A 23,945-nucleotide genomic window follows, 5' to 3' on the forward strand; every position below is an offset into this window, starting at 1 on the left:
GTAAATGGAACTACTCCGTCGCCATGCCTGCACCGGCTGTGCCGAATGTTGCGGGTTTCTGTTGGACTCTCATCACGATACTAATGCCATGGGCCGTGACTTCCCCGGCGACGCAGCCGCGTCACACCGTCCTCGCATGACCTGGTTGCGCCTCACCGATGTTATCCGGCCTGCTTCTGGACGGGACGGAGAGCGTAGATGCCGTCCAGTACTTCTTCGTTGGAACGCGGCGCCCGCAGGCTGTCCTTCAGGCCTTTCAACAGCCCCGACAACAGGAGTTTCCGGTTGGGTGAAGCCACGATGGTGCGGGTCCAGTTCCGCAACGACGCCCCGGTAAAGAGAACCTTTTCCCACGGCGCCAAGGCTCGCGACCGGGTGTAGACCCACACCTTGTTACGGACCTCGTAGTAGAAGCGCGCTCCGGGATCGGCGCCCGCGTCACCAAAAACCTTGGTGTGATGGTTGGCCACCGAAGCGCTGGTGGTCAAGCCGACACCCTGCCGGGAAATCCGCGCAGTGTATTCGAGGTCATCATTCCAAATGAAGTAGTCGGCGATCGGGAGTCCGTACCGCCTGATGTGATCGGCACTGATCAGCACCGACACAAAGGACGCACTACGGATCTGGGTGGCTCCTGCTTTGGTTGCAGCGCTCCGCAGTTCTTCGCCTGCCCGCATTCTGGGGCGCATGCGGTTCATAGGGTGATCCCGCCCGTCGGTCCACACAACACGGCTGGCGATGAAGCCCGGTTCTTGACCTGTTTCCCGCTGGTAGGCAGTGGAGACGTCCAGAGCCTCCTGCAGCGCGCCGGCCTGGGGCTCCGTGTCGTCATCCATGATCCAGACGTGGTCAGCTCCGTGGTCCAGAACCGCGCGTTCCATACCGACGACGAACCCGCCGGCGCCGCCGACGTTGCTGTTCAGGGTGATGATGTCGGTGGCTACGGGACCGCGATAACCCTCCAGGAACGCGGCAGTGTGGTCAGTCGACGCGTTATTGACGATCACTATGGCATCCGGGACCCGGGTTCCCGCCGTGATGCCGGCCAACGTGGTCTCGAGAAGTTCGCGTCGGTTATAAGTCACCACAACGGCAACCACAACAGCTTGGGACGTCATTAATCAGCCTTCGGTCTGGAACTTGGTGTTTGGTGGGGCCGCAGTCGGCGACGGATCAGGAGGGCGGCAAGTTTCCAGGGTTCCACAAACACCCTGTAGGCCACGCGGCCCGGGTGCAGAATCAGGCGCCACGCCCACTCAAGACCAAGGCGTCCCAACCAGCGCGGAGCCAGCTTTTGGATACCGGCTACCTGTTCAATGGCACCGCCAACAGCACAATACACAGCCGGAGGGAGACCCCCCAATTGGCGATGCAGGACGCTTTCCTGCAGGGGCATTCCAAGACCCAGCAGCACCAGCTGCGGGCGGAAGGTGCTGAGCCAGTCAACAGCGGCCTGCTCCAGCCTGTTGTCCCACCCCTCCCCTGGCATTCCGTCCACGGTAGCGTCGGGCAGGATGGACCGCAGGCGCGCTATTGCGCGGTTGTTGGCATCGCGTCCGGCGCCAACGACGGCCACGCGGTCCAATCCGGCCACCCTCCCCAGCTCCGGGATCCAATCCATGGAGCCCAGCCGATACGCCATGACGCCCTGCGATGCCTGCTCCAGCTCCTGGCGGTGTGCCCGTCCCCACAGCATGGCCACGGGAGCACCGTCCAGCAAAATGATGGAGCTGTTCCCATAGAGCTCCCGGACGTCTGCACGCGAGTGATGCAAAGTGACGCTGTGGAGATTGTGGCCCAGCACCGTGGCGGTATTACCGGAAGCTATCAAAACCCCCAAGGCATCAAGGAGTTCGTCAACGAGCATGGGAGTTGCGTCCACGTCAAGGACGGGGACGCGTTGGCGGGGCGGAATCATTCCGGCTTGGCGGGTGTGGGAGAGCCCGGTTCGTTGGCGGGTGTGGGAGAGCCCGGTTCCTTGGCGGGTGTGGGAGAGCCCGTTTCAGGGTCAGCGGCCGCCGGATCGTCAGTCCCGGCACTCACTGGGATCTCTTCTCCGAAACCGAGAATGGAGGGGACAATGCCGCGGAGTTGTTCCAACTCGATGGCACCCTGCCGTGCCACACGGAAAGGCGTGGACGTGGCGTCAACAATGGTGGAGGGCACAGCCGCTGTGCCCTTGACTGGCCGGAAGCCACCTTCAAGGTACACCTCGACGGACTCGGCCAACTGCAGACGCGCTTCCGCGGCAGTCTGCGCAGCTTCCTGGCCCGTGCGGTTCGCGGAGGAGACGGCAAGCGGCCCTGTGAGGCCGAGAAGTTCCAGGGCGATCTCGTCATCAGGCATCCGCAAGGCAACAGTGCCCTTGGTCTCGCCGAGATCCCAGTCAAGGGACGGTTGGGCGTGAAGGATAAGGGTCAGGCCGCCCGGCCAAAAGGCCTGGGCCAAGGCCCTGGCGTCGGCGGGGATATCGGTGGCCAGACCGTCCAGCGCGTTGATCCGTGGAATCAGCACGGGGGGCGGCATCTGGCGGCTGCGGCCCTTGGAGGCCAGCAACATTGTCACTGCCAGCGGCGAGAAGGCATCTGCACCGATGCCGTAAACGGTATCCGTGGGCAGCACAATGCACTTCTTTTCGCTGATGGCGCGCTGGGCGTGCCGAAGTCCTTCAGCACGCTGGTCGTCGGAAGTGCAGTTATAGGTTGTGGTCACAGCGCTATTCTTTCACTCATCGGGGCGGGCGCCCGCCAGCGTAGCGCTGGTGGCCCGTTCCTTGCCATTCAGGTCCATGTGCGTGGTGACGTCCCGCCAATATCCCGTACGTTCCAGCATCCCGGCTATCCAGGCTGCCTGTACCTCAGCGTGTTCCATCACAAAGTAGCCGCCGGGTTTCAGCAGGCGCGCAGCAGAGGCTGCGGCCGCCGTCGGAAGTTCCATGCCGTCCGCTCCCCCACCGTACAAGGCCTCGGGGGGATCGTGCAGGGCTACTTCGGGTTCTGTGGGGATTGCTTCGGCCGGAATATAGGGCGGGTTGGACACCACGACGTCGAAGGTGCCGTTGTGTTCCTGCAGCGCATCGCGCAAGTCGCCGTGAAGGAGGCTGACGCCCAACGGCTCCAGGTTCCTGGCAGCCCAGGCGTGCGCAAAAGTACTATATTCCACGGCATGGACCTCCGCCGCGGGTACCTCGTGGGCGATCGAACCGGCTATGGCGCCGGACCCCGTCCCCAGATCAACAACTTTGGGGTGATCAACGGCGTTGGCGTCAATCAGGCCGGACAGATGGTCGATCACCAACTGCACCACGGATTCCGTCTCCGGCCTGGGGATGAAGACCCCTGGCCCAACCCGGAGTTCCAGGTGGCGGAAGTACGCCACGCCAGTGATGTGCTGCAACGGAACCCGGGCAGCGCGCTCTGCCACCAACTCCGCATAACCCGCGGGCGCCGGCGCGTCAGTGAGGACCAAGGCCCGCAAACGCCCCAGGCCAACACCCAGGAGGTGGTCCGCCAACAGTTCGGCGTCGACGCGCGGACTGGGCACGCCGGCCTCTTTCAACACGGCAGTGGCCTCGCGGAGGGCGTCCGCGAGGCTTTGCCTAGGATAAAACGTCATGGATATTCCCGCTGGGTGGTGAGGGGCTGGGCTACTCGCCGATGGCGTCCAGGCGTGCCTGCTCATCTGCTTCGATCGCTGACTGGATGACAGGTTCAAGGTCACCGTTCATGACAGCGTCAAGGTTGTAGGCCTTGTAACCCGTCCGGTGATCCGCGATGCGGTTTTCCGGGAAGTTGTACGTGCGGATGCGCTCCGAACGGTCCATGGTTCGGATCTGCGACTTGCGCTGTTCCGAGTTGGCCGCATCAATCTGTTCCTGTTGGTGGGCCAGGAGCCGTGCACGGAGGACGCGCATGCCGGCTTCACGGTTCTGCAGCTGCGATTTCTCGTTCTGCATGGCCACCACAATGCCGGTAGGCAAGTGGGTGATGCGGACAGCCGAGTCCGTGGTGTTGACGGACTGTCCACCCGGTCCCGAAGAACGGTAGACATCGATCTTGAGGTCGTTCTGGTTGATTTCGAGCTCTTCGGGCTCGTCCACTTCGGGGAGCACCAGGACGCCTGCAGCGGAGGTGTGGATGCGGCCCTGCGATTCCGTCACGGGAACGCGCTGAACACGGTGGACGCCACCTTCGAACTTCAACCTCGCGAAGACACCTTCGGCCGGATCATTGGAGCTGCCCTTGATCGCGACGGAGACATCCTTGTAGCCACCAAGGTCGGATTCGGTGGCCGAGATCATCTCGGTCTTCCAGCCGCGGGATTCGGCATAACGCATGTACATGCGGAGGAGATCGCCGGCAAACAGGGCAGCCTCGTCGCCACCTTCGCCGCCCTTGACTTCCAGGATCACGTTGCGGGCATCATCAGGGTCCCGCGGAATCAGGAGCCGGCGCAGACGTTCTTCCGCAGCCGGAATCTGTTCTTCCAACTGCACTACTTCAGCGGCGAACTCGGGATCCTCGTCTGCCATCTCGCTGGCAGCCTCAAGATCATCGTTGAGCCCGCGCCACTTGTTGTACGCCTCCACAATGCCCTGAAGCTGAGCAGACCGCCGCCCCAACTTCCTGGCAGCAGACTGATCGGCATAAACAGCAGGATCACTGAGCTGCGCCTGAATGGCAGCATGCTCATCAAGCAATCCCTGTACGGACTCAAACATTTGGAACGACCTTTCAACGCTGCGCCCAAGTTTAGTGGCGCGAACAGCGGAAGGTGACACTACCGCCGTCGAGTATTAACAACCGGCACGCGAAGGCGGGCCGAAAACGGAACGAGCCGCTGATTCTGCCGGCCCCAAGGTGGGGACAGCAGAATCAGCGGCTCAGTAAAACAGCTATTTGTCGTTGTCCGACTTTGCTCCAAGCGTCGTCTTCTGAACCTGCATGAGGAACTCGACGTTGCTCTGTGTTTCCCGGATCTTGTTGGTCAGCAGCTCAAGGCTCTGCTGCTGCTCCAGTCCGGATAGGACACGGCGCAGCTTCCACATGATCTTGACTTCTTCGGGCGAGAGCAGGTTCTCTTCGCGGCGCGTGCCGGATGCGTTGACGTCCACTGCCGGGAAGATGCGCTTGTCCGCGAGCTGGCGGGACAGGCGGAGCTCCATGTTGCCGGTGCCCTTGAACTCCTCGAAGATCACTTCGTCCATCTTGGAGCCGGTCTCCACCAGAGCCGTTGCCAGGATGGTCAGCGAACCGCCGTTTTCGATGTTGCGGGCAGCACCGAAGAACCGCTTGGGCGGGTACAGCGCTGCGGAGTCAACACCACCGGACAGGATGCGGCCGGAGGCCGGTGCTGCCAGGTTGTAGGCACGGCCCAGACGGGTCATGGAGTCCAGAAGAACCACTACGTCCATGCCCATTTCCACGAGGCGCTTGGCGCGTTCGATGGAGAGCTCGGCAACCGTGGTGTGGTCATCCGCGGGACGGTCGAAGGTGGAGGCAATGACCTCACCCTTGACTGTGCGCTGCATGTCCGTGACTTCTTCGGGACGTTCGTCAACGAGCACCATCATGAGGTGGACCTCAGGATTGTTGGTGGTGATGGCGTTGGCGATCGACTGCAGGATGAGGGTCTTACCAGCCTTGGGCGGGGAGACAATCAGGCCACGCTGGCCCTTGCCGATCGGAGCCACGAGGTCAATGACACGCGGGCCGATCTTCTTGGGGTCGGTTTCCAGGCGAAGGCGCTCGGACGGGTACAGCGGGACGAGCTTTGCGAACTCGACGCGGTCCTTGAGCTCTTCCGGAGTCTTGCCGTTGACGGAAGTGACGCGGACCAGCGCGTTGAACTTCTGACGCGCGGACTGCTGGCTGCGGTCTTCGCCTTCGCGCGGTGCACGGATGGCGCCTACAACGGCGTCGCCCTTGCGGAGGTTGTACTTCTTGACCTGGGCCAAGGAGACGTAGACGTCATTTGCACCGGGGAGGTAGCCGGACGTACGGATGAACGCGTAGTTCTCCAGCACATCCAGGATGCCGGCCACAGGCAGCAGGACGTCGTCCTCGGTTACTTCGACGTCATCAACGTCCGGCCCCTGCGAACGCCCACGGCGACGTTCGTTGCGGTCACGGAAACGGTCGCTGCGGCTGTTGCCGTCACGGCTGTCCTGGCCGCCGCGGCGATCATTGCGGTCGTTGGAATCATTGCGTTCACGGCGGTTGCGGCGGTTCCTGCGGTTGCCCGTATCATCGCCGTCGTTGCTGTTGTCCTCGCGGCGTCCGCGGGAGTTGTCACGCCCGCGCTGCTCGCCTGACTCGGACTGCTCGTTCCTGTCTGAACGCTGCTCGTTCCTGTCTGAACGCTGCTCGTTCCGGTCTGAGCGCTGTTCGTTGCGGTCTGAGCGCTGTTCGTTGCGGTCTGAACGCTGCTCGTTCCGGTCTGAGCGCTGCTCGTTCCGGTCTGAGCGCTGCTCGTTGCGGTCTGAACGCTGCTCGGTCCGCTGCTCTGCAGCAGGAGCCTCAGTAGCTTCAACGGGTGCTGCGGCAGCTTCTCCGCGACGACGGTTCCGGGTGCGGGGCTGGCGACGCTCGCCATTAGCCTCCGCGGCTTCGGCAGCCACGGGGGTCTCTGCCGCAGGTTCCACTGAAGGTTCGACGGCGGTGCTTGCGGCCTCGGGGGCTGCCACGACGCCGTCGCTGGTTGCACGGCGGCTGCGGCCACGACCGCGGGCACGGGGAGCTTCCTGCGCAGGTGCGTCGGCAACCTCGCCGGCTACGGGGGCAACATCGGCCTTGGGCTCGGCTGCCGGAGCAGACTTGGCTGCGGCGGCACTGCTCTTGGTGGCGGTGGCCTTGGCAGGTGCCTTGGACGTGGAGCTGCCTGCGCGATGGGCAGAAATGGCAGTCACCAAGTCACCCTTACGCATGCGGGATCCCCCGGAAATGCCCAGCTGGCTGGCAAGAGCCTGAAGCTGGGCGAGCTTAAGGCCTGCAAGGCCGCTGCTCTTGGTGGTTGCTGCCGTTGACTCTGCAGCAGAAGATGTTGTGTCCACAGCTGAAGCCAGCTCAGTGGTTTCTGTCACGAAGGATCCTTCCCCCTCGACGGCGTCCAGAGCGAGAGCTGGACGCGATGATGTGTTCAGGGTTGCAGTTCAGATCTGCAACCGGTGATTTTGGCCGGGCCTGATGGATTGTGGCCACCAGGGCCGATGTTGACCGTCTCACCTGATCCGGTTACCCGGACAGCCGACTGAAAAAGAAGGGAACAGAGAGATCTGCGGCACCTAAAACAGGCCGGAAAGAGACGACACCACCAACGTTGGCACAGTTGACGAAAGGAACGGTGAGACACCGAGATCCAAAATCAGGGAACTGCCCGCGGTTTTACCGGCGGTGCACTTCCACTCTAGCACCTTGATCGTCCACAGCCAGCGTCATCACACGCCAAGCAACGTCGGGTGTGTTGGCCGCTGTGTAGGAGCGAATGAATTCACTCGCCTCGGCTGCTTTGTCGGCGCCGTTGGACAGCACCATCACCGTTGGTCCTGCGCCGGAAACCACTGCTGCATGGCCCGCCGAACGCAGGGCAGCAATGAGATCGGCGCTGGGACGCATGGCCTGTGCACGGTAGCTCTGGTGGAGGTAGTCCTCGGTCCCCGGTAGCAGGAGGTCGGGCTGCCTGGTCAGCGCGTGGATGAGCAAGGCCGCGCGTCCTGAATTCATGGCGGCCGCATGGTGTCCCACCGACGCCGGAAGCAATCCCCGTGCAGTTTCCGTGGACAGTTCGTAATCCGGAACAGCCACCACGGGGACCACAGCACCAGAGACCTCGGCACGCGTACTGCTGTACTGCTCGCTGTCCTGCCATGACAGCGCCAGTCCGCCAAAAATCGCAGGTGCGACGTTGTCCGGATGGCCTTCGATTTCGCTGGTCAGCTGAAGAATCCAGTCAAGGCCACGCTGTGAACTTTCAGGTACAAGCGCATTGGCAGCCGTCACGGCTGCCACTACTGCAGAGGCAGACGATCCAAGGCCACGACCATGGGGATTGACGTTGTCCGCGGTGATCCTAAGGCCCGGACGCTGGAAGCCGAGCCGTTCAAAGGCCAAATCCATGGCACGGACCACCAAGTGGGTGGCATCGCGTGGGAGCGTTTCCGCCCCCTCACCGGAGAGCTCGAACACGAGCTCTCCGGTGCCAAGGGTTTCCACCGTCAAGGTGTCGTAGATGGACAGTGCCAGGCCGAGGCTGTCGTAGCCGGGCCCCAGATTGGCACTGGTACCGGGGACATTGACGGTCAGCCGCTGGCCTGCCGCGACAAGCGCACGATCAGTCGCGGTGGGCTGCGATGATTCCACTCTTAGTTTTCTTCCAGTCCCAGTTCCGCCGCGACGGTAACAACATCGTTGGACACCTTGACGGGCTGGACATCGCTGCCGTCCTCCGTACGAAGAGCCCACTGCGGGTCCTTCAAGCCGTGTCCGGTAACGGTGATGACAATGGTCTTGCCCGACGGAACTTCGCCTGCAGCATGCTTCTTGATCAGGCCTGCAACGCCGGCAGCTGATCCGGGTTCCACGAAGACTCCCTCCTTGGAAGAGAGCCAGCGGTGGGCTGCGAGGATCTCGTCGTCGGTGACAGCTTCAATCAGTCCTCCGGACTCGTCACGTGCTGCAACAGCCGTTTCCCACGATGCGGGGTTGCCGATGCGGATGGCGGTGGCAATGGTGTCCGGTTCGGTGATCGGGTGTCCAGCCACGAAAGGCGCTGCACCGGCGGCCTGGAAGCCCCACATGGCAGGCGTCTTGGTGGACACTGCGGGAAGAGTGCCGTTGGCGGATTCGAAGGGCGCGGAGTACTCCTTGTAACCCTTCCAGTAGGCGGTGATGTTACCGGCGTTGCCGACGGGCAGCACATGGATGTCCGGGGCATCCCCCAGGGAGTCCACAACCTCGAAGGCACCGGTCTTCTGGCCCTGGATGCGTGCGGGGTTGACGGAGTTCACCAGGAACACCGGGTAGGACTCGCCCAACTTACGGGCGATGTCGAGGCAGTTGTCGAAGTTCCCGTCAACCTGCAGCAGCGTGGCGCCGTGGGCGATTGCCTGGCTCAGCTTGCCCATGGAGATTTTGCCCTCCGGAACCAGCACGGCACATTTCAGGCCGGCAGCGGTGGCGTAGGCGGCTGCAGATGCAGAGGTGTTGCCGGTTGAGGCACACACGACTGCCTGTGCACCGGCTTCCACGGCGGCGGTCATGGCCATGGTCATGCCACGGTCCTTGAAGGATCCTGTGGGGTTCATGCCCTCCACCTTGAGGTAAACCTCGGAGCCGGTGAGCTCTGAAAGCTTCTGCGCGTGTACCAGGGGTGTTCCACCCTCCCCGAGGGTGATGACCTTTGTGGCCTCCGTTACCGGCAAACGATCAGCGTATTCGCGGATTACTCCGCGCCATTGGTGAGCCACTTAGACCCCTTCTACCCGCAGTACGGATGTCACAGAATTGATGACGTCAAGGCCCTTCACAGCCTCGACGGTTGCTGCGAGTGCAGCTTCGGATGCACGGTGCGTGACGATTTTCAGTTCCGCGGTTTGGCCGTGGGCCCCGGAATCGCGGTGGATCGTCTGGCGCATGATCTCGATCGATACGCCGTTCTCCGCGAAGATGTGGGCAATCCGGGCCAGTACCCCGGCTTGGTCAGCTACATCGAGGCCAATGTAGTAACTCGTGGTGGAAGCGGCGACAGGGAGTGCCGGAACATGCCCGGTGGTGGTTTCCGTGCGGCCCGGTCCCCCGAGCACCAACCGGCGGGCGGCAGACACGAGGTCGCCAAGGACTGCAGAGGCGGTGGGGGTTCCGCCCGCTCCCTGCCCATAGAACATGAGTTCGCCGGCGTTTTCGGCCTCGATGAAGACCGCATTGAAGGCGCCCCGGACTGCGGCCAAGGGGTGTTCGCGCGGAAGAAGCGTGGGGTGGACGCGCACGGAGATACCGCCGCCGTTGTCCTCGGAATCGATCTTCTCGGCAATGGCCAGAAGCTTGATGACAAAGCCGGCTTCCTTGGCCGATGCGATATCGGCGGCGCTGACCTTGGTGATGCCTTCGCAGAAAACGTCATCCAAGGAGAACCGCGTGTGGAACGACAATGAGGCCAAAATGGCGGCCTTCGCCGCGGCATCGTGGCCTTCCACATCGGCAGTGGGGTCCGCTTCGGCGTAGCCGAGCCGCTGTGCTTCAGCCAAGGCATCGGAAAACTGGGCGCCGGTGGTGTCCATCTGGTCAAGGATGAAGTTGGTGGTGCCGTTGACGATTCCCAGAACGCGGGTGATGCGGTCACCGGAGAGGCTGTCACGGATGGGTCGGAGGATGGGGATCGCGCCTGCTACCGCTGCCTCGTAGGAAAGCTGCACACCGGCTTTGTCGGCCTCTTCGTACAGAGTGGGGCCGTCCTGGGCCAGCAGTGCCTTGTTTCCGGTCACCACGCAGGCTCCGTTTTGGATGGCCGTGAGGATCAGGGACCGCGCGGGTTCGATCCCGCCCATGAGCTCAATCACCAGGTCCGCGTCCTTGACCAGCGTGTCGGCGTCGGTGGTGAAAAGCTCGCGGGGCAGTTCCACGTCACGCTGGCTGTCGACGTTGCGCACAGCAATCCCGGAGAGTTCCAGCCGCGCTCCGCTGCGGGCTGCCAGGGCGTCGGCGTCGTCAATCAGAATCCGCGCAACCTGGGCCCCAACGTTGCCACAACCCAGCAGGGCCACCTTCAAGGTTCGCACTTCAGACATTCGCCACTCCCATGTCGCGGTTCAAGAGATCTTCTTCGGTTTCCCCGCGGACAATGAGCCGGGCGGCTCCGTCGCGTACAGCGACAACGCCAGGCCTGGCCAGGTAGTTGTAATTGCTGGAGAGGGCCCAGCAGTAGGCGCCGGTACCCGGTACTGCGAGCAAATCACCGGCTGCCACGTCCGCGGGCAGATATACATCTCTAACAACTATGTCGCCGCTCTCGCAATGTTTGCCCACTACTCGGGACAGCTGCGGAGAATCGCTAGAATCGCGGGAGGCCAAAATTGCTGAATAATCCGCGTCGTAAAGCACCGGTCGGGCGTTGTCGCTCATCCCCCCGTCCACTGACACATAGCGGCGGGGATACGTAACGTTCTGCCCCTCCGTTCCGTGGTCCGGGGCATCGACGCGAACGGTTTTGCGGGTGCCCACCTCGTAAAGCGTGAAGGTACTGCTGCCTACGATCGCGCGGCCAGGTTCGATCGAAATCCGCGGAGACTTGATACCAAGGGTTTCGCAGGTGGAACGCACGACGGCGGCCATCGCCTGCGCGATTTCGGCGGGGGGACGGGGGGTGTCCACCGGCGTGTAGGCAATACCGTAGCCGCCTCCGAGATCCAGTTCCGGCATCACGATGGAGTACTTGGTCTGCATGGCAGCGAGGAAGCCCAGCAGTTTCTCTGCTGCGACAGCAAAGCCATCCGGTTCGAAGATTTGCGAGCCAATGTGGCAGTGCAGCCCCAGAAGCTCAATGCCCGGGTATGAAGTCGCGGCTGCCACTGCTTCCTCGGCGGCGGACAAACCTGCCTGGTCGGTGGAGTCCCCTGCCATGGAGAGCCCGAACTTCTGGTCTTCATGTGCCGTAGCTATGAACTCGTGCGTGTGGGCGTGCACCCCGGGTGTCAGCCGCAGCATGACCTTGGCTACCTCGCCCCGGTTGGAAGCAATGGCTGCGACGCGTTCAAGCTCATCCAGGCTGTCCACCACAATCCTGCCAAGCCCCATGTCCAGGGCCCGGTTGATCTCGGCGTCGGACTTGTTGTTGCCGTGCAATCCGAGGTTGGCACCGTCGATGCCCGCGCGCGCAGCAACAGCGAGTTCGCCGCCGGAACATGTGTCGAGGCGGAGGCCCTCTTCGGCTACCCAGCTGGCCACGGCCGTGCACAGGAAGGACTTGCCGGCATAGTAGACGTCCACTCCCCCGCAAAGGTCGGCAAAGGCGTCGTCGAAGGCTGTTTTAAATGCTTTGGCGCGCGCGCGGAAGTCGAATTCGCTCATCACAAAAAGCGGTGTCCCAAACCGGGCTTTGAGGTCACTGACGGTCATGCCGTCAATGGTCAGTTCGCCGTCGGCATTCTTTTCGACACCTTCAGCCCAGAGCTTCGGGTGCAGGGCGTTGATGTCCGACGGGACATCCAACCATTCCGGCGCGAGCGGTGAAGCATGCTCAGTGGTTGTGCTCATCTTCTTACATCCGTTCCGGCGCGGAAACGCCCAGCAGTCCGAGTCCGTTGGCAAGTACCTGGCTCGTGGCGTCGTTCAGCCACAGGCGCGTGCGGTTGACGTCCTCCACGGGTTCTCCACCCAGCGGCGCCACACGGCACACGGTGTACCAGCGGTGGTAAGCACCGGCGATGACTTCGAGGTGGCGGGCCACGCGGTGCGGCTCCCGGAGTTCCGCTGCTTTGGCAACGATTGACGGGTAGCTGCCCAGGACGGAAAGCAATTCATTTTCGGTTTCGTGATCCAGCAGGGAAGCATCGAAAACGGAACGGTCCACTCCGGCCGCAGCAGCGCCCAGTGCGGTGCTGCGGGACCGGGCGTGAGCGTACTGCACATAGAACACCGGGTTCTCGTTGGTGTTCTTCTTCAGCAGTTCAGGATCCAGCGTCAACGGGGAGTCGGCCGGGAAGCGGGCCAGCGAGTACCGGACAGCGTCCTTGCCAAGCCAGGAGATCAGGTCCTTGAGCTCGATGATGTTTCCGGCGCGCTTGGACAACTTGGCACCGTTGACCGAGACAAGCTGGCCGATCAGCACCTCGATGTTGACCTCGGGATCGTCTCCGGCGCACGCCGCGATGGCCTTCAGTCGGTTGATATATCCGTGGTGGTCTGCGCCCAACAGGTAAATCTTCTCCGTGAACCCGCGGTCCTTCTTGGAGAGGTAGTACGCGGCATCGGCCGCAAAGTACGTAGGTTCGCCGTTGGCGCGGATCATGACGCGGTCTTTGTCATCGCTGAAGTCGGTGGTCCGCAGCCAGACCGCACCGCCGTCGTCGAAAACGTGGCCCTGCTCGCGTAGACGGGCTACGGCCGATTCGATCGCACCGGCGTCGTGCAGTTCCTTCTCGGAGAAGAAGACGTCGAACTCAACGCCGAAGTCAGCCAGCGTGGCTTTGATATCCGCCATCTGCGCTTCGTAAGCGGCGGCACGGATTACGGGCAACGCCGCTTCATCAGTCAGTTCCCGGATCCCCGGGTGGGCCTTCAGCACTTCATCGCCGAGCTCCCGGATATATTCGCCCGGGTATCCGCCCTCAGGGACGCCACGGCCATGCAGCCGTGAAAGGACGGAGTTGGCAAAAACGTTCATCTGCGAGCCGGCGTCGTTGATGTAATACTCGGCCGTAACATCCGCTCCGGAGGCACGCAGTACACGGGCGATGGCATCGCCCAACGCGGCCCAGCGGGTGTGGCCGATGTGGAGCGGGCCGGTGGGATTCGCCGAAACAAATTCCATGTTGATCACGTGGCCTGCGAGCGCCGTGTTGGTTCCGTAGGCAGTGCCGGCCTCAACAATGGCTTTTGCCAGGGTGCCCGCCGCAGCAGCGTCCACTGTGATGTTAAGGAAGCCCGGGCCGGCAATATCCACCCTTGTGACACCCGGGATGGACTGGAGGCGCTGGCTCAGCACGCCCGCGAATTCACGCGGATTCATGCCTGCCTGCTTGGCCAGCTGGAGGGCGATGTTGGTGGCCCAATCTCCGTGGTCCCGGTTCTTGGGTCGCTCCACCCGCACCGCGTCAGGCACGGACGTTTCCGTCAACGCGATGTCACCGGCGGAGACGGCGTCTTTGAGGCAGGCGGATATGGCAGCAGAGAGTTCTTCGGGAGTCACGCATCCAGCCTACCGGGGGGCCGCAAAGTCGCGGAATTGAGGCTTGCGGATGTGGATAGCTCAATAAGCTGTAACTCCGTTTTCAGAAAGAGGACTGCACTGACATCCCTGTAGGTAAGTCCGCAATGGACACGCTGGCCCGCTGGACAGAAGGCCACGGGAGTCGCGGATGCTTTCACCCAAGTTAAAAGGCGGCGACTAACGGGCAACTTCATCTGCATGGTCACTGGAGCCCGGCAGTCAGCGGGGAGGCGGTGGGGCTTGATCACAAACAAGGGTGTCCCCCTTCCAGCGGGTAGCGAGGGCTTCGCCAAGGCCGGGCCGTTTCGCGTTGGGTACCGGTGAATCCGTGATCGACGAGGTAGCGTCCGGGTAGGAGCCGGCGGCCGGGCGTGTATCCCCCACTGGTCGGCCAGATCCTGAAAGTTGGTGGAGACACGGGCGTGGCAGATAACCAGGATTCCGGCTGAAGCGTTGAGGGGACCTTCACCGGGCAGTTTCGAGCGGGTCTCACGGGATTCTCATTCCGCGGAATGGCGCAAATTAGGTGAGCGACATTTGGGGCGGCACGGCGGCCGGTAGAGGACCGGCTTCCGGGCGCCCATTCAGCCGAAACAGGTGTCGTAGGATCTCGACGTAAATGAGAAACGGCCCTTGTCATTGCGGGAAGCCATTGAGTTGGAGCGCCCGGGAGTATTGTCCGCATCGCGCGAAGCGTTGCTTGACCGTCGGCGTTCCCTTCCCCGGACGAGGAAACGGCGCTCAGGCTCGCATTCATCGAGTGGTGGTCCTGCAGCGAACCTGATTTTCTTACGGGCCTACCTCACATCGGCTTCCGAGTTTGACACCACCGTTCGGTTCGTCCTGGGATGGATGTCGAAGTCGTTCCCCTGGTGTTGCGGCTGCGGTCCGACGCCCTGGGAGTCTGTTGGGGCGAATCTATGGTCAGAGTTCGAGAGAAGCGGCGATTTAGACCTGTCGGAGTTCTCGCACGCCAGCGCCTACGGCGTCTACTTCACGCACATCTACACATCTACTAAGCAGAAGCGGGCTGGTGGCTAGGACCGCCTCGCTAGCCGACCGTCTTGCGGGCGGTGTTGAGAGCCAAGAATCTTCGCTATGAGGCCTATTATCCCGTTACGACCTTTGCGCCCTCATGTTCCCGTGAATCAAACCTCAGGTAGAAGTTCGATCGGTAGCTAATGGTCGCGATTGATTAGCTGATGTTGAGGACAGGATCTGCTCATGAGCTTCACCAACGCCCTGTGGGGTGGCATTCTAAATAGCTTTGCCTTCAATCCTGTTGACCAAGAGTGCGTCCTGGAAATATCAATTGTCGATCACTCCGGAACTACAGCCCATGCGCTGCGGTGTACTGGGGTGACCGAGATGCGCTTCTTCAGTGACATTCCCGGGCCTTGGAGCTACGCGGAGGTCACGGAAGTCGCCGCAGCGTTCGATGAGGCTACGCGTTGCTGGCGGATAGAGTTCATGCTTTGGTCGGAAGACGCTGGCCTCGTGCTTCGCTGTAGGCACGTCTCCCTGGATGGAAGTATTTGCAAACCGAGTGAGGAAGCACTCCCCGGACCTGACCGATCTTCGTGGTCCTAACCGACCGGTAGTGGATTCTCCAACGTACGGAGGTTGCGCTATGAGCCCACGGTGCGCCCGTTAAGCGGGGAAGAATGCCGAAGGCGGTGAGCACAAAGGCATAATGCCATCACGAGCCCCAGACGCAGACTGGAAATGTGCCGACACGGCACCAAATAGATACGGAGCACTAACCTGTTGGGCGATTTTCCAGAGCGTCAGCTGCTGCCTGGCAAGACGGCCTATGAGCTTCTAGTGTGGCGGTATCGGTGCACAACGGCAGCCCTGGTCGTGCTCGCAACAACCTTTGTCTGCAGCGCGTCGGGTGTGCCGCAATCTTGGTTTACTACATCTCTGATGGTTGCAATCGGTTTAACATTGCTGCCGGCGGTCGTTCTCATCGGTAGCGTTGGAAAGCGGGAACGAGCTGAACAGCGAGCTGGCTATACAACGCAAAGATTCGGGAACAAAAAATTGGAACAGAGGGACCCTTACCCAGGGCGCGTCATCCGGCACCCTAGCGAACCGTACCTTTCCCGGGATGAGTTCCTGAAGATAGTCAAGAACGCAAAGACTACGCCGGAACGCCTGGAATCACGAGCCTAGAAAGTGCAAAGTCTGAGCGCTCCGTGCACTAGGCAATAGAAGGAGTCTCGGATGAATCCGAGCACTTCAAGCGCCCGGTCAGGGATCCCCCAGAGGGACCATGGTGGCGTGCGGAGGATACGGGCTTGACCGGCACCTGAGAGGATCGACAGCGTAGCCTCGGTTGTATGGGGACTTCACTTCGGCTTAAGGTATTCGGCTTGGCAGCAGTACTCACCGGATGTTCGGCTGCGCCGCCAACAATTTCCGAATCTGAATTTAGCGGAGGACTTCCGTCCGAGGCGATTACCGCTAATCCAGGTTCCTGGGCCGAGGATCCATCGTTCCCTTCTCCTGTCCCCGTGGCCGGCTGGCTGGATGCCGGTGCAAAGTTTGCTGTCGTCCTCAGCGGCAGTTCAAGCTGTCCTGCCTTCCCGTCATCAATCGAGGTCCTCAATCCCCACCACGTTAAATTGAACCTTGCAACCCGTGGCGGGCAAGACTGTTCAGCCGATATGGCCCCGCGTACATACGTAGTCAAGACTCCCGCTGACTTAGACGTCTCCACCGAGGTCACGCTCGAATTTGGAAAAACGCGAGTTGTTTTGCCTCCACTGTGAGTCCGCACCAATCGTTCGCCATACTCGGCACCCTGCTTTCGAGGGGCCCGCAAGAGGATCGGTAAACGGGCGCGGTCTAACCCAAAAGCCCCCGTCATGGCCGTCGTATTATTAGCGCGAGAGACCAGAAAGCATGTGCGAGAAGCGCTGGATGTGATGAACCATTATGAGCACTCGAGATTCGCGGCAATTCATGAGCGAGCTGATTGCCGATCATCCGCATCTGCGGCCGAGCTATGAGGAGCATCTAGAGAACAACGACGGGGAGCTTCTGCCGCACTTGCTGATCGCCGATATTTGCAGGTGGGTAGTCGCGGAGCAGGACTCCGACCCCTTACGGGTTCTGCAACTCTTGTCATGGTTGGAGGTTCACTTCGCGGGCGTGGGACATGTGATGGATGCCGTTGACAACGTCATCGCGTTCTCGTTCATCGAACACCTCCCTTTGCCCTCGGAGCCAGGAGCTGGCGTTGTTCATCTTCTTGGACCAAAAATGAAAGCGTTGTACGAACAGTTTTTCTCGCAGCCACGTTAGAGGATCGGCAAGGGGCGCTCCTTTGGATAACCCGCGGCCGTGAGCGACGGTCTTCATTTGAGAATTCGGCCCATGGGCAGAGCTAGGGTGGAGCGTAATGGGAAGGGGGCCGACGTGGCAGATGTTCCGGCGTCCATGAGCGGGGCTCAGAGATTCGAGGGCTACTGGCTTCTCGAGGTGAGCGGGCAACTCATCCTGCAACTCGTCCTGGATTTCCAGGTAACTTTGGTTCTCGAACACCTCAGAATCACCATCGAGGAGAGCTTCGTTCTCGAACACCCCGATGGCACTTCACACGTCATCGATCCGGGCGGCGGTTTCGATCAGCTCAGTCCCGTTCTGCCGCTATCACGATCCAAGGTGGTTGCCGAGGCAAAAGCGTTCGACGACGGACGGCTTGAAATTGTCCTTCAGGACGGCTTCCGGCTGAGTGTAGTGCCGGAACCCAAGTCGGCATACGAAGCATGGAACGTCACCGGGCCGGACGGACTACTGATCGTGTCCACGCCCGGTGGCGAGCTAGCCCTTTGGGGCAGCACGTTGACGGATCCCTAAAGGCGGCACTTGGAAGTGGACATGCGACCCATCCTTTGGAAAATGACATGAACCATTTGGGCCGTTATGACGTTAGGAAGAACGTGGAGCAACCGCAGGGGTTGTCTTCACGCACGAAGTGCCTAGCCGGATATCGCCCCTTGACGACTACGGGCCCTGCCCGGATCGTCCCAGTTGAAACGAGCAAAACCATGACTACGCCACTCCGGAAGACCCTTTACGTTGGATTTGCCGGCCTGTCCATCATTGGCACAGCGGCCGCTTGCGCTCCCACTACCGCTGCGCCCTCCACCCAAGTGCCCGAGACGGACAACAGCGGCCAAGTGTCCACCAGCAGCCCCTCGGCCTCGTCCGCTGCGGGCGGCGCGTCCACGTACAAGGACGGCACCTACAGCGCCGATGGCAGCTATACCTCGCCCAATGGCCAGGAAAAGGTTGGCGTGGAGCTGACCCTTGCTTCCGGCAAGGTCTCGGCAGTCAACATCACCACCCATCCTTCCAACCCCAATACCAAGAAATTCCAAGGGGAGTTCGCCAGCGGCATCTCCGCCCAGGTTGTGGGAAAAAACATCGATGAGCTCAATGTCTCCAAGGTTGCCGGATCGTCCCTGACGTCGGGCGGTTTCAACGACGCTGTCCAGCAAATCAAGTCGCAGGCAAAGTAGCACCCGTGCCCCACCCAGGCTGGAGCGCCTTCGCCTTCGAGGGAATCGGAACCCAGTGGGATATTTCGACGCCGGCGGCACTGTCCGCTGACGTCCGGGACCAGGTGCTCCATGTCGTTGGGGACTACGACGCCACGTGGTCCCGGTTCAGGAGCGACTCCGCGGTGTCCGCGTTATCAGGGCAACCGGGCAGCATCACCCTCCCGCCGCACGCACGGGAGTTGGAAAGGCTCTACTCCGCCCTGTACCGCCTCAGCGGTGGCGGGATGACGCCACTGATCGGCAGCAGCCTCGAAGTCCTCGGCTATGACGCCCGGTACAGCCTTGTCCCTGCCGGGCCACCGCAGGCACCACCGCGGTGGGAGGACGTGTTGGATTGGGACGGCACCGCACTGACCGCCCACGAGCCGGTTGTTGTGGACGTGGGCGCGGCTGGCAAGGGGCAACTAGTGGATCTTGTGGCCTCCGTTCTCCGCGGGTCCGGTTACAGCGACTACCTTGTGGATGCCAGCGGTGACATGGTTCACGCGGGAAGCCATCCGGTAACCGTCGCCTTGGAGCATCCGTACAACGCCCGGCAGGCCATAGGCCTGGTGGTGCTGGACAACGCCGCCTTGTGCGCCTCAGCGGCCAACCGGCGAGCATGGGGGGACGGCTGGCACCATGTCCTGGATGGGACTACCGGCAGTCCTGTCCGCACCACGGTGGCTTCCTGGACCATGGCGTCCAACGCAATGACAGCCGATGCCCTGGCAACCGCAATGTTTCTTATGGAGCCGGAAGTACTTCAGAGGGAGTTCCAGTTCTCCTGGCTCGCGGTGGACTCCGGTGGTTCTGCAACGTTTTCGGCCGGTTTCGAGGGGAGACTGTTTTCATGATTGCCGTTAAGTCCCGGGTGGACGCCTGGTTGGGCCGCTTCACCATGTACCGCCTGGTCCTGTGGGTCCTCGCCATCCTTGTGGCCTACAGCATGGTGCTGAACCTGTTGGGCTGGTTGACCTTCGGGCTGCCTGAGATGCTGGTGCATCTGGTCCTGTGCCTGGGCGCCACTTATCTGTCCAACCGGCTGCTGGCTGCCGTTTTCCGGGTCAGCCCGCATTCCGAATCCTCGTTGATCACGGGACTGCTGATCTATTTCCTGTTCTGGCCCGCTTTTGGTGCGACGGACATGGCAGGTGTCGCCTTGGCCTGCGTCCTGGCGAGTGCCTCAAAGTACGCTTTGGCCGTGCGGGGGCGGCATATCTTCAATCCTGCAGCCTTGGGGGCTTTCGTCACCGGCCTGACGGGTCTGAACATCGCCACATGGTGGGCTGCCACCCCTGCCATGCTCTGGTTGCTGGTACCCGGCGCGGTGGTGGTCCTCTACCGCATCCGCAAGATGCTGATGGGCTCGGTCTTCGTGGTGGTGTCCACCGCCGTGATCACCATCGATCTGCTGGGCAGGAGCATGACGGCGGGCCAAGCCGTCTGGCAGGCGCTGGCTCAACGTCCGGTGCTCTTCTTTGTCGGATTCATGCTGTCGGAGCCTCTGACCCTTCCGCCCCGGCGTTGGCAGCAGCTGGTGCTGGCCGGCGTCGTGGGTGTTGTTTTTGCGGTTCCCTACAACTTTGGCTTCGTTGCCAACTCTCCCGAGTTGGCGTTGCTTGTGGGCAACCTTCTGGCGTTCTTCGTCGGCCAGCGCGGTGGGGTGGAACTGGTATTCAAACGCTCCAAGCCGCTGACACCCGGCAGCACGGAACTCACCTTTGAACCGCGGCGCCCGGTCCGTTTTGCTGCAGGCCAGTACATGGAACTGAACCTGCCCCACAAGTCCTCCGACGGCAAGGGCAGGCGCCGGGTCTTCAGCATCACCAGCCCGCCTGGCGCTGCCGAATTGACCTTTGGCGTGGGCTCTACGGAGCCCTTGTCCGCAGCCAAGAAGTCCCTTTTGTCACTGAATCCTGGAGACACCATCACCGCCACCGCGGTTGGCGGCGACTTCCTGCTGCCGCGCGATTCCGCACACCCCGTGTTGCTGATCGCGGCCGGAATCGGCATTACGCCCTATTTGTCCCACCTGGCAGCGGACCCGGGCAGTGGGCGCGACGCGGTGGTGCTGTATCTGGCCAGAAGCCGGGAGGAACTTGCCGGAATTGAGCAATTGGAAGCTTCCGGCGCCACGGTGATTGCCCGGCTTTCGGACGGATCCACTCCCCCGGAGTTCATGATCGACGCCGGAACTCGCAGAATCGATGCCGCACGGCTTCAGGAACTGGTTCCGGACGTCCGGGACAGGAAAGTGATGGTGTCCGGCTCCCCGGCCACCGTGGAATCGTTGCGGGCTGTTGCCCGTGCAGCAGGTGCCAAACACGTCCACGTGGACTCTTTCGCCGGGTACTGAGCCACGGCTGCCCAAGGCCCCACACTGACTGCGCCGGGTGCAGCCGGACCCGTTTTCCATTGCGGCGCACTGGCTGCTAAGCTCTAGGACGTCCCACCGGCAACGGAGGGAACCCCGGATGCCCTCGTAGCTCAGGGGATAGAGCGTCTGCCTCCGGAGCAGAAGGCCGTAGGTTCGAATCCTATCGAGGGCACACTGAAGTACCCCGCCAGATACTCTGGCGGGGTACTTTTCTTTGTCGGTCATGGACTATCACTTCAGGGCTTGCCGGACTCCCAACACCAAAATGTCCGCCCCTGCTCCTAGGCTGAACCCAGTTGGTCCCAGTCACTAGCCAAAGGGGTTTGCCGTGATTTGCTCGATCGTCCCTCCGTACATGCTGCGCAGGCTTGCCGCCCAGAACGAACCGAGGATGCTGGCTGTTGCCCGGGCGGCCAAAGAATCCTTGCTGCACATCAAGGATTTGCAGGCCGTCCGCACGGCACCCATCCCCGCTGCGCCCCCCAGTGCCCGCCAGGCCAAACCCGGGCCGCCCCACCGCACTGTTTTCGATGCGGGCGGCACGGAGACCCTTCCGGGGCGCGAGGTCCGCAAGGAAGGGGCTCCTGCGGCTGGAGACGCGGCAGTGGATGAGGCGTACGACGGCCTGGGAGATACACACAAACTCTATGCGGACATCTTTGGCCGTGACTCGATCGATGGAGCCGGCCTGCACCTCAATGCGAGCGTTCACTACGGCAAGCTCTACGACAACGCTTTCTGGGACGGAAGCCAGATGGTCTTCGGCGACGGCGACGGCGAAATCTTCCAGCGGTTCACCACCTCCGTCAGCGTGATTGGCCATGAGCTCGCCCACGGCGTCACCCAGTACACCGCCAACCTTGCCTACCGTAACCAGGCAGGCGCCCTGAACGAGTCCATGTCGGACGTCTTTGGTGTGCTGGTGGAACAGTACGCAAAACAACAGACCGCTGCCCAGGCCAGTTGGTTGATCGGCGAGGGGCTGTTTACTGATCAGGTCCAGGGCGCCGCCCTCCGGTCCATGAAGGCACCGGGCACTGCGTACGACGACGACGTCCTGGGCAAGGATCCGCAGCCCGATTCCATGGACACCTACGTGAGGACCAGCGCGGACAACGGCGGTGTCCACATCAATTCCGGCATCCCCAACAGGGCGTTCTATCTGGTGTGCGAGGCACTGGGAGGCAACGCTTGGGACGCACCGGGACAGATCTGGTACGGAACCCTGACCAGCGGCCTGCTTCCGGCTTCCTGCACCTTCGGAAAGTTCGCCCGCACCACCATCGCTACCGCCGTGGAGCAGTTTGGCTCCGGCTCAAAAGAGCATGACGCGGTTCTGAAGGCGTGGGACACTGTGAAGGTCAGGGTTTAGTCAACGGACCGGGGTTCCTCAATTGCGCGGGATCCCGCCAGTGGCTGCCGTTACGTCCGAACAAGAAGCAGCAGGTCATGAAAATCACCGTCCAACGCAGTGGGGGAATTGCAGCCATGACGCGCGTTTGGAGCGTTGATGCTGTCTCCTCCGATGAGAAGGAGCGGTGGGTTCCCATAGTGGAAGCCTGTCCATGGGACGAGGCCAAAAGCATGGCCAAGGCACTGACCGAGCCGGACCGGTTCATGTACTCCATCCGGGCCGGACAACGCCGGGCCACATTGCCCGAGCGTGCAGTGACGGGGCCATGGCAGGAACTCGTTGACTGCGCCAAGGCAGAGGGCTCCGAATCCCGGGGCGGGGCAGTCGGCCAGCGCCGGTAGACCTACCCGGCGTCCACCAGCTGCCCGCGGAAGGAACGCCTGTAGCTTTGCGGACTGGTGTCCAGCACCTTGCTGAAGTGGTGGCGCAGGAGAACCGAGTGCCCGAAACCAGCCTCGCGGGCAACCTCGTCAATATTCAGTTCCGTGGTTTCCAGCAGTTCCTGTGCCCGGATGACCCTCTGGGAGTTCAGCCAGGCGGCCGGTGTTGCCCCCGTTTCCGCCCGGAAACGCCGTGCGAAAGTCCTGGCAGACATGTGAAGCCGGGCAGCCAATTCGTTGACGCTGTGTTCGTGCTCCAGGTTCTCTACCATCCACCTCAGCAATTCCTCCATCGGGGCGGAACCACAGGTTGGCATGGGCCGGTCAATGAACTGGGCCTGTCCGCCATCGCGGTGTGGTGGAACCACCATGTCCCGGGCGATCGCCGCCGCCACATTGGCCCCCAACTCCACCCGCACCAGATGCAGGCACGCATCGATTCCTGCCGCGGTGCCCGCGCTGGTAATGATATTTCCGTCCTGCACATAAAGGACGTTTTCGTTGACGGTGATGGCAGGGTACCGGCTGGCCAGATCCTGCGAGTAATGCCAGTGGGTGGTGCAGCGGCGCCCATCCAGCACACCGGCCCGGGCCAAGGCGTAGGCACCTGAACAGATGGACATCACCCACGCCCCGCGTTGTTGGGCAGCCCGCAATGCTTCCAACACGGGCTCTGGCAGTGATTGGTCCCTGCCAAACGGAGTCATGATCACCAGGTCAGCATCCGCGGCCGCTTCCAGCCCCCGGCTGACATGCATGGACAATCCGGACTTCATGGGGATGTCTCCCGGCTCGGGGGCACACACCCGGAAGTCGAAGGCCGGAACACCTGAGTTGCGCTCCGAGCGATCAATCCCAAAGACTTCGAACGCCGTGCCGAACTCGAAGATGGAAAAGCCCGGGACAACAATCACTGCCACTGATGTCAACATACAAACAGTGTGGCAGAAAATTATCTAAAAGGGTCATTTCTGCCACTATTTTCTGCCGTCCAGCACGAGCAGGCTGGAGGTATGGAAATCTTTGGAATCATCCTCGTCATAGTCCTTCTGACCGCCGCCGGAGCCACAGTTTCCGCTCTGCTGAAAGATGGCCGCGGCCACAATCCCCCGGTGTCATCCAAGGAACCCTGGAGCGCCTTCGAAGCCCCCAGCGGCCCCTACTGGAATCCCCGCATCTACTAGCTGCTCCAAAAAACCTTTGACTGCCGCGCGGCGGGGGCACCACGCCGCGACGGACAGCCGGAACCAGTGTGACAGCAACCGCGGAAGGCCAGGCACAATCGCAGTAGACTGTCAGCA

General features: G+C 61.9%; 20 protein-coding genes and 1 tRNA gene. 9 read left to right on the forward strand and 12 right to left on the reverse strand.

Going from position 1 to position 23,945, the window contains the following annotated elements; all coding sequences use genetic code 11:
• Window positions 1–161: 161 nt before the first annotated feature.
• The 11 genes from JOE60_RS11435 to argS form a co-directional block, all read right to left on the reverse strand.
• Window positions 162–1,118: a glycosyltransferase gene (locus tag JOE60_RS11435; RefSeq protein WP_167262998.1), complete on the reverse strand. Its 957-nt coding sequence runs from the start codon at window positions 1,116–1,118 to the stop codon at window positions 162–164.
• The gene (locus JOE60_RS11440; protein ID WP_167263000.1) at window positions 1,118–1,918 is read right to left on the reverse strand and encodes a WecB/TagA/CpsF family glycosyltransferase; all 801 of its coding nucleotides are present in this window, start codon (window positions 1,916–1,918) and stop codon (window positions 1,118–1,120) included. The genes JOE60_RS11435 and JOE60_RS11440 overlap by 1 nt, the downstream gene beginning before the upstream one ends.
• Window positions 1,915–2,712, reverse strand: a complete 798-nt coding sequence (locus tag JOE60_RS11445; RefSeq protein WP_167263002.1) for an L-threonylcarbamoyladenylate synthase — start codon at window positions 2,710–2,712, stop codon at window positions 1,915–1,917. Before JOE60_RS11445 ends, JOE60_RS11440 begins: the two co-directional genes overlap by 4 nt.
• A 12-nt stretch (window positions 2,713–2,724) precedes the next feature.
• A complete protein-coding gene (prmC, locus tag JOE60_RS11450; RefSeq protein ID WP_167263004.1) occupies window positions 2,725–3,615 on the reverse strand; it encodes a peptide chain release factor N(5)-glutamine methyltransferase in 891 nt (296 codons plus the stop codon).
• Window positions 3,616–3,646: 31 nt separating this feature from the next.
• Window positions 3,647–4,720 (reverse strand): peptide chain release factor 1, encoded by a 1,074-nt coding sequence (gene prfA, locus JOE60_RS11455; protein WP_167263006.1) that lies wholly within the window; start codon window positions 4,718–4,720, stop codon window positions 3,647–3,649.
• A gap of 174 nt (window positions 4,721–4,894) precedes the next feature.
• Complete coding sequence (rho, locus tag JOE60_RS11460) at window positions 4,895–7,081, reverse strand: transcription termination factor Rho (RefSeq protein WP_167263008.1); 2,187 nt, start codon at window positions 7,079–7,081, stop codon at window positions 4,895–4,897.
• 301 nt (window positions 7,082–7,382) lie between these two features.
• A complete protein-coding gene (gene thrB / locus JOE60_RS11465; RefSeq protein ID WP_167263010.1) occupies window positions 7,383–8,357 on the reverse strand; it encodes a homoserine kinase in 975 nt (324 codons plus the stop codon).
• A gap of 2 nt (window positions 8,358–8,359) precedes the next feature.
• Window positions 8,360–9,463 (reverse strand): threonine synthase, encoded by a 1,104-nt coding sequence (gene thrC, locus JOE60_RS11470; RefSeq protein ID WP_167263012.1) that lies wholly within the window; start codon window positions 9,461–9,463, stop codon window positions 8,360–8,362.
• The gene (locus tag JOE60_RS11475) at window positions 9,464–10,780 is read right to left on the reverse strand and encodes a homoserine dehydrogenase (RefSeq protein ID WP_167263014.1); all 1,317 of its coding nucleotides are present in this window, start codon (window positions 10,778–10,780) and stop codon (window positions 9,464–9,466) included. It lies immediately after the preceding gene.
• Window positions 10,773–12,245: a diaminopimelate decarboxylase gene (lysA, locus tag JOE60_RS11480; protein ID WP_167263016.1), complete on the reverse strand. Its 1,473-nt coding sequence runs from the start codon at window positions 12,243–12,245 to the stop codon at window positions 10,773–10,775. The genes JOE60_RS11475 and lysA overlap by 8 nt, the downstream gene beginning before the upstream one ends.
• A 4-nt stretch (window positions 12,246–12,249) precedes the next feature.
• Entirely contained in the window at window positions 12,250–13,899 is a 1,650-nt protein-coding gene (argS, locus tag JOE60_RS11485) for an arginine--tRNA ligase (protein WP_167263018.1), read from the reverse strand.
• A gap of 2,988 nt (window positions 13,900–16,887) precedes the next feature.
• On the opposite strand from argS, the gene JOE60_RS11490 reads away from it, so the two are divergent.
• The 8 genes from JOE60_RS11490 to JOE60_RS11525 all read left to right on the forward strand — a co-directional run bounded on the left by JOE60_RS11490 (window position 16,888) and on the right by JOE60_RS11525 (window position 22,605).
• Window positions 16,888–17,229, forward strand: coding sequence for a DUF7674 family protein (locus JOE60_RS11490; protein ID WP_167263020.1), 342 nt, complete (start codon window positions 16,888–16,890; stop codon window positions 17,227–17,229).
• A gap of 114 nt (window positions 17,230–17,343) precedes the next feature.
• Entirely contained in the window at window positions 17,344–17,784 is a 441-nt protein-coding gene (locus tag JOE60_RS11495; protein WP_167263022.1) for a DUF6188 family protein, read from the forward strand.
• Window positions 17,785–17,975: 191 nt separating this feature from the next.
• Window positions 17,976–18,449, forward strand: coding sequence for an FMN-binding protein (locus JOE60_RS11500; protein WP_167263024.1), 474 nt, complete (start codon window positions 17,976–17,978; stop codon window positions 18,447–18,449).
• A gap of 5 nt (window positions 18,450–18,454) precedes the next feature.
• Window positions 18,455–19,327, forward strand: coding sequence for an FAD:protein FMN transferase (locus JOE60_RS11505; protein WP_167263026.1), 873 nt, complete (start codon window positions 18,455–18,457; stop codon window positions 19,325–19,327).
• Window positions 19,324–20,829: a ferredoxin--NADP reductase gene (locus JOE60_RS11510; RefSeq protein WP_167263028.1), complete on the forward strand. Its 1,506-nt coding sequence runs from the start codon at window positions 19,324–19,326 to the stop codon at window positions 20,827–20,829. The genes JOE60_RS11505 and JOE60_RS11510 overlap by 4 nt, the downstream gene beginning before the upstream one ends.
• 120 nt (window positions 20,830–20,949) lie before the next feature.
• A tRNA-Arg gene (locus JOE60_RS11515) sits at window positions 20,950–21,022 on the forward strand.
• 183 nt (window positions 21,023–21,205) lie between these two features.
• Window positions 21,206–22,222, forward strand: coding sequence for a M4 family metallopeptidase (locus JOE60_RS11520; RefSeq protein WP_167264152.1), 1,017 nt, complete (start codon window positions 21,206–21,208; stop codon window positions 22,220–22,222).
• Between the two features lie 77 nt (window positions 22,223–22,299).
• Window positions 22,300–22,605: a protealysin inhibitor emfourin gene (locus JOE60_RS11525; protein WP_167263030.1), complete on the forward strand. Its 306-nt coding sequence runs from the start codon at window positions 22,300–22,302 to the stop codon at window positions 22,603–22,605.
• A 2-nt stretch (window positions 22,606–22,607) separates the two neighbouring features.
• Here the strand turns inward: JOE60_RS11525 and JOE60_RS11530 are convergent, their stop codons facing one another.
• Window positions 22,608–23,576, reverse strand: a complete 969-nt coding sequence (locus tag JOE60_RS11530; protein WP_167263032.1) for a helix-turn-helix domain-containing protein — start codon at window positions 23,574–23,576, stop codon at window positions 22,608–22,610.
• 81 nt (window positions 23,577–23,657) lie between these two features.
• Here JOE60_RS11530 and JOE60_RS11535 point away from each other — a divergent pair, with 81 nt between their 5' ends.
• Entirely contained in the window at window positions 23,658–23,828 is a 171-nt protein-coding gene (locus JOE60_RS11535; protein ID WP_167263034.1) for a hypothetical protein, read from the forward strand.
• The last annotated feature ends 117 nt before the right edge of the window (window positions 23,829–23,945 follow it).

The sequence above is a fragment of the Paenarthrobacter ilicis genome (assembly GCF_016907545.1).
GTDB classification, from domain to species: Bacteria; Actinomycetota; Actinomycetes; order Actinomycetales; family Micrococcaceae; genus Arthrobacter; species Arthrobacter ilicis.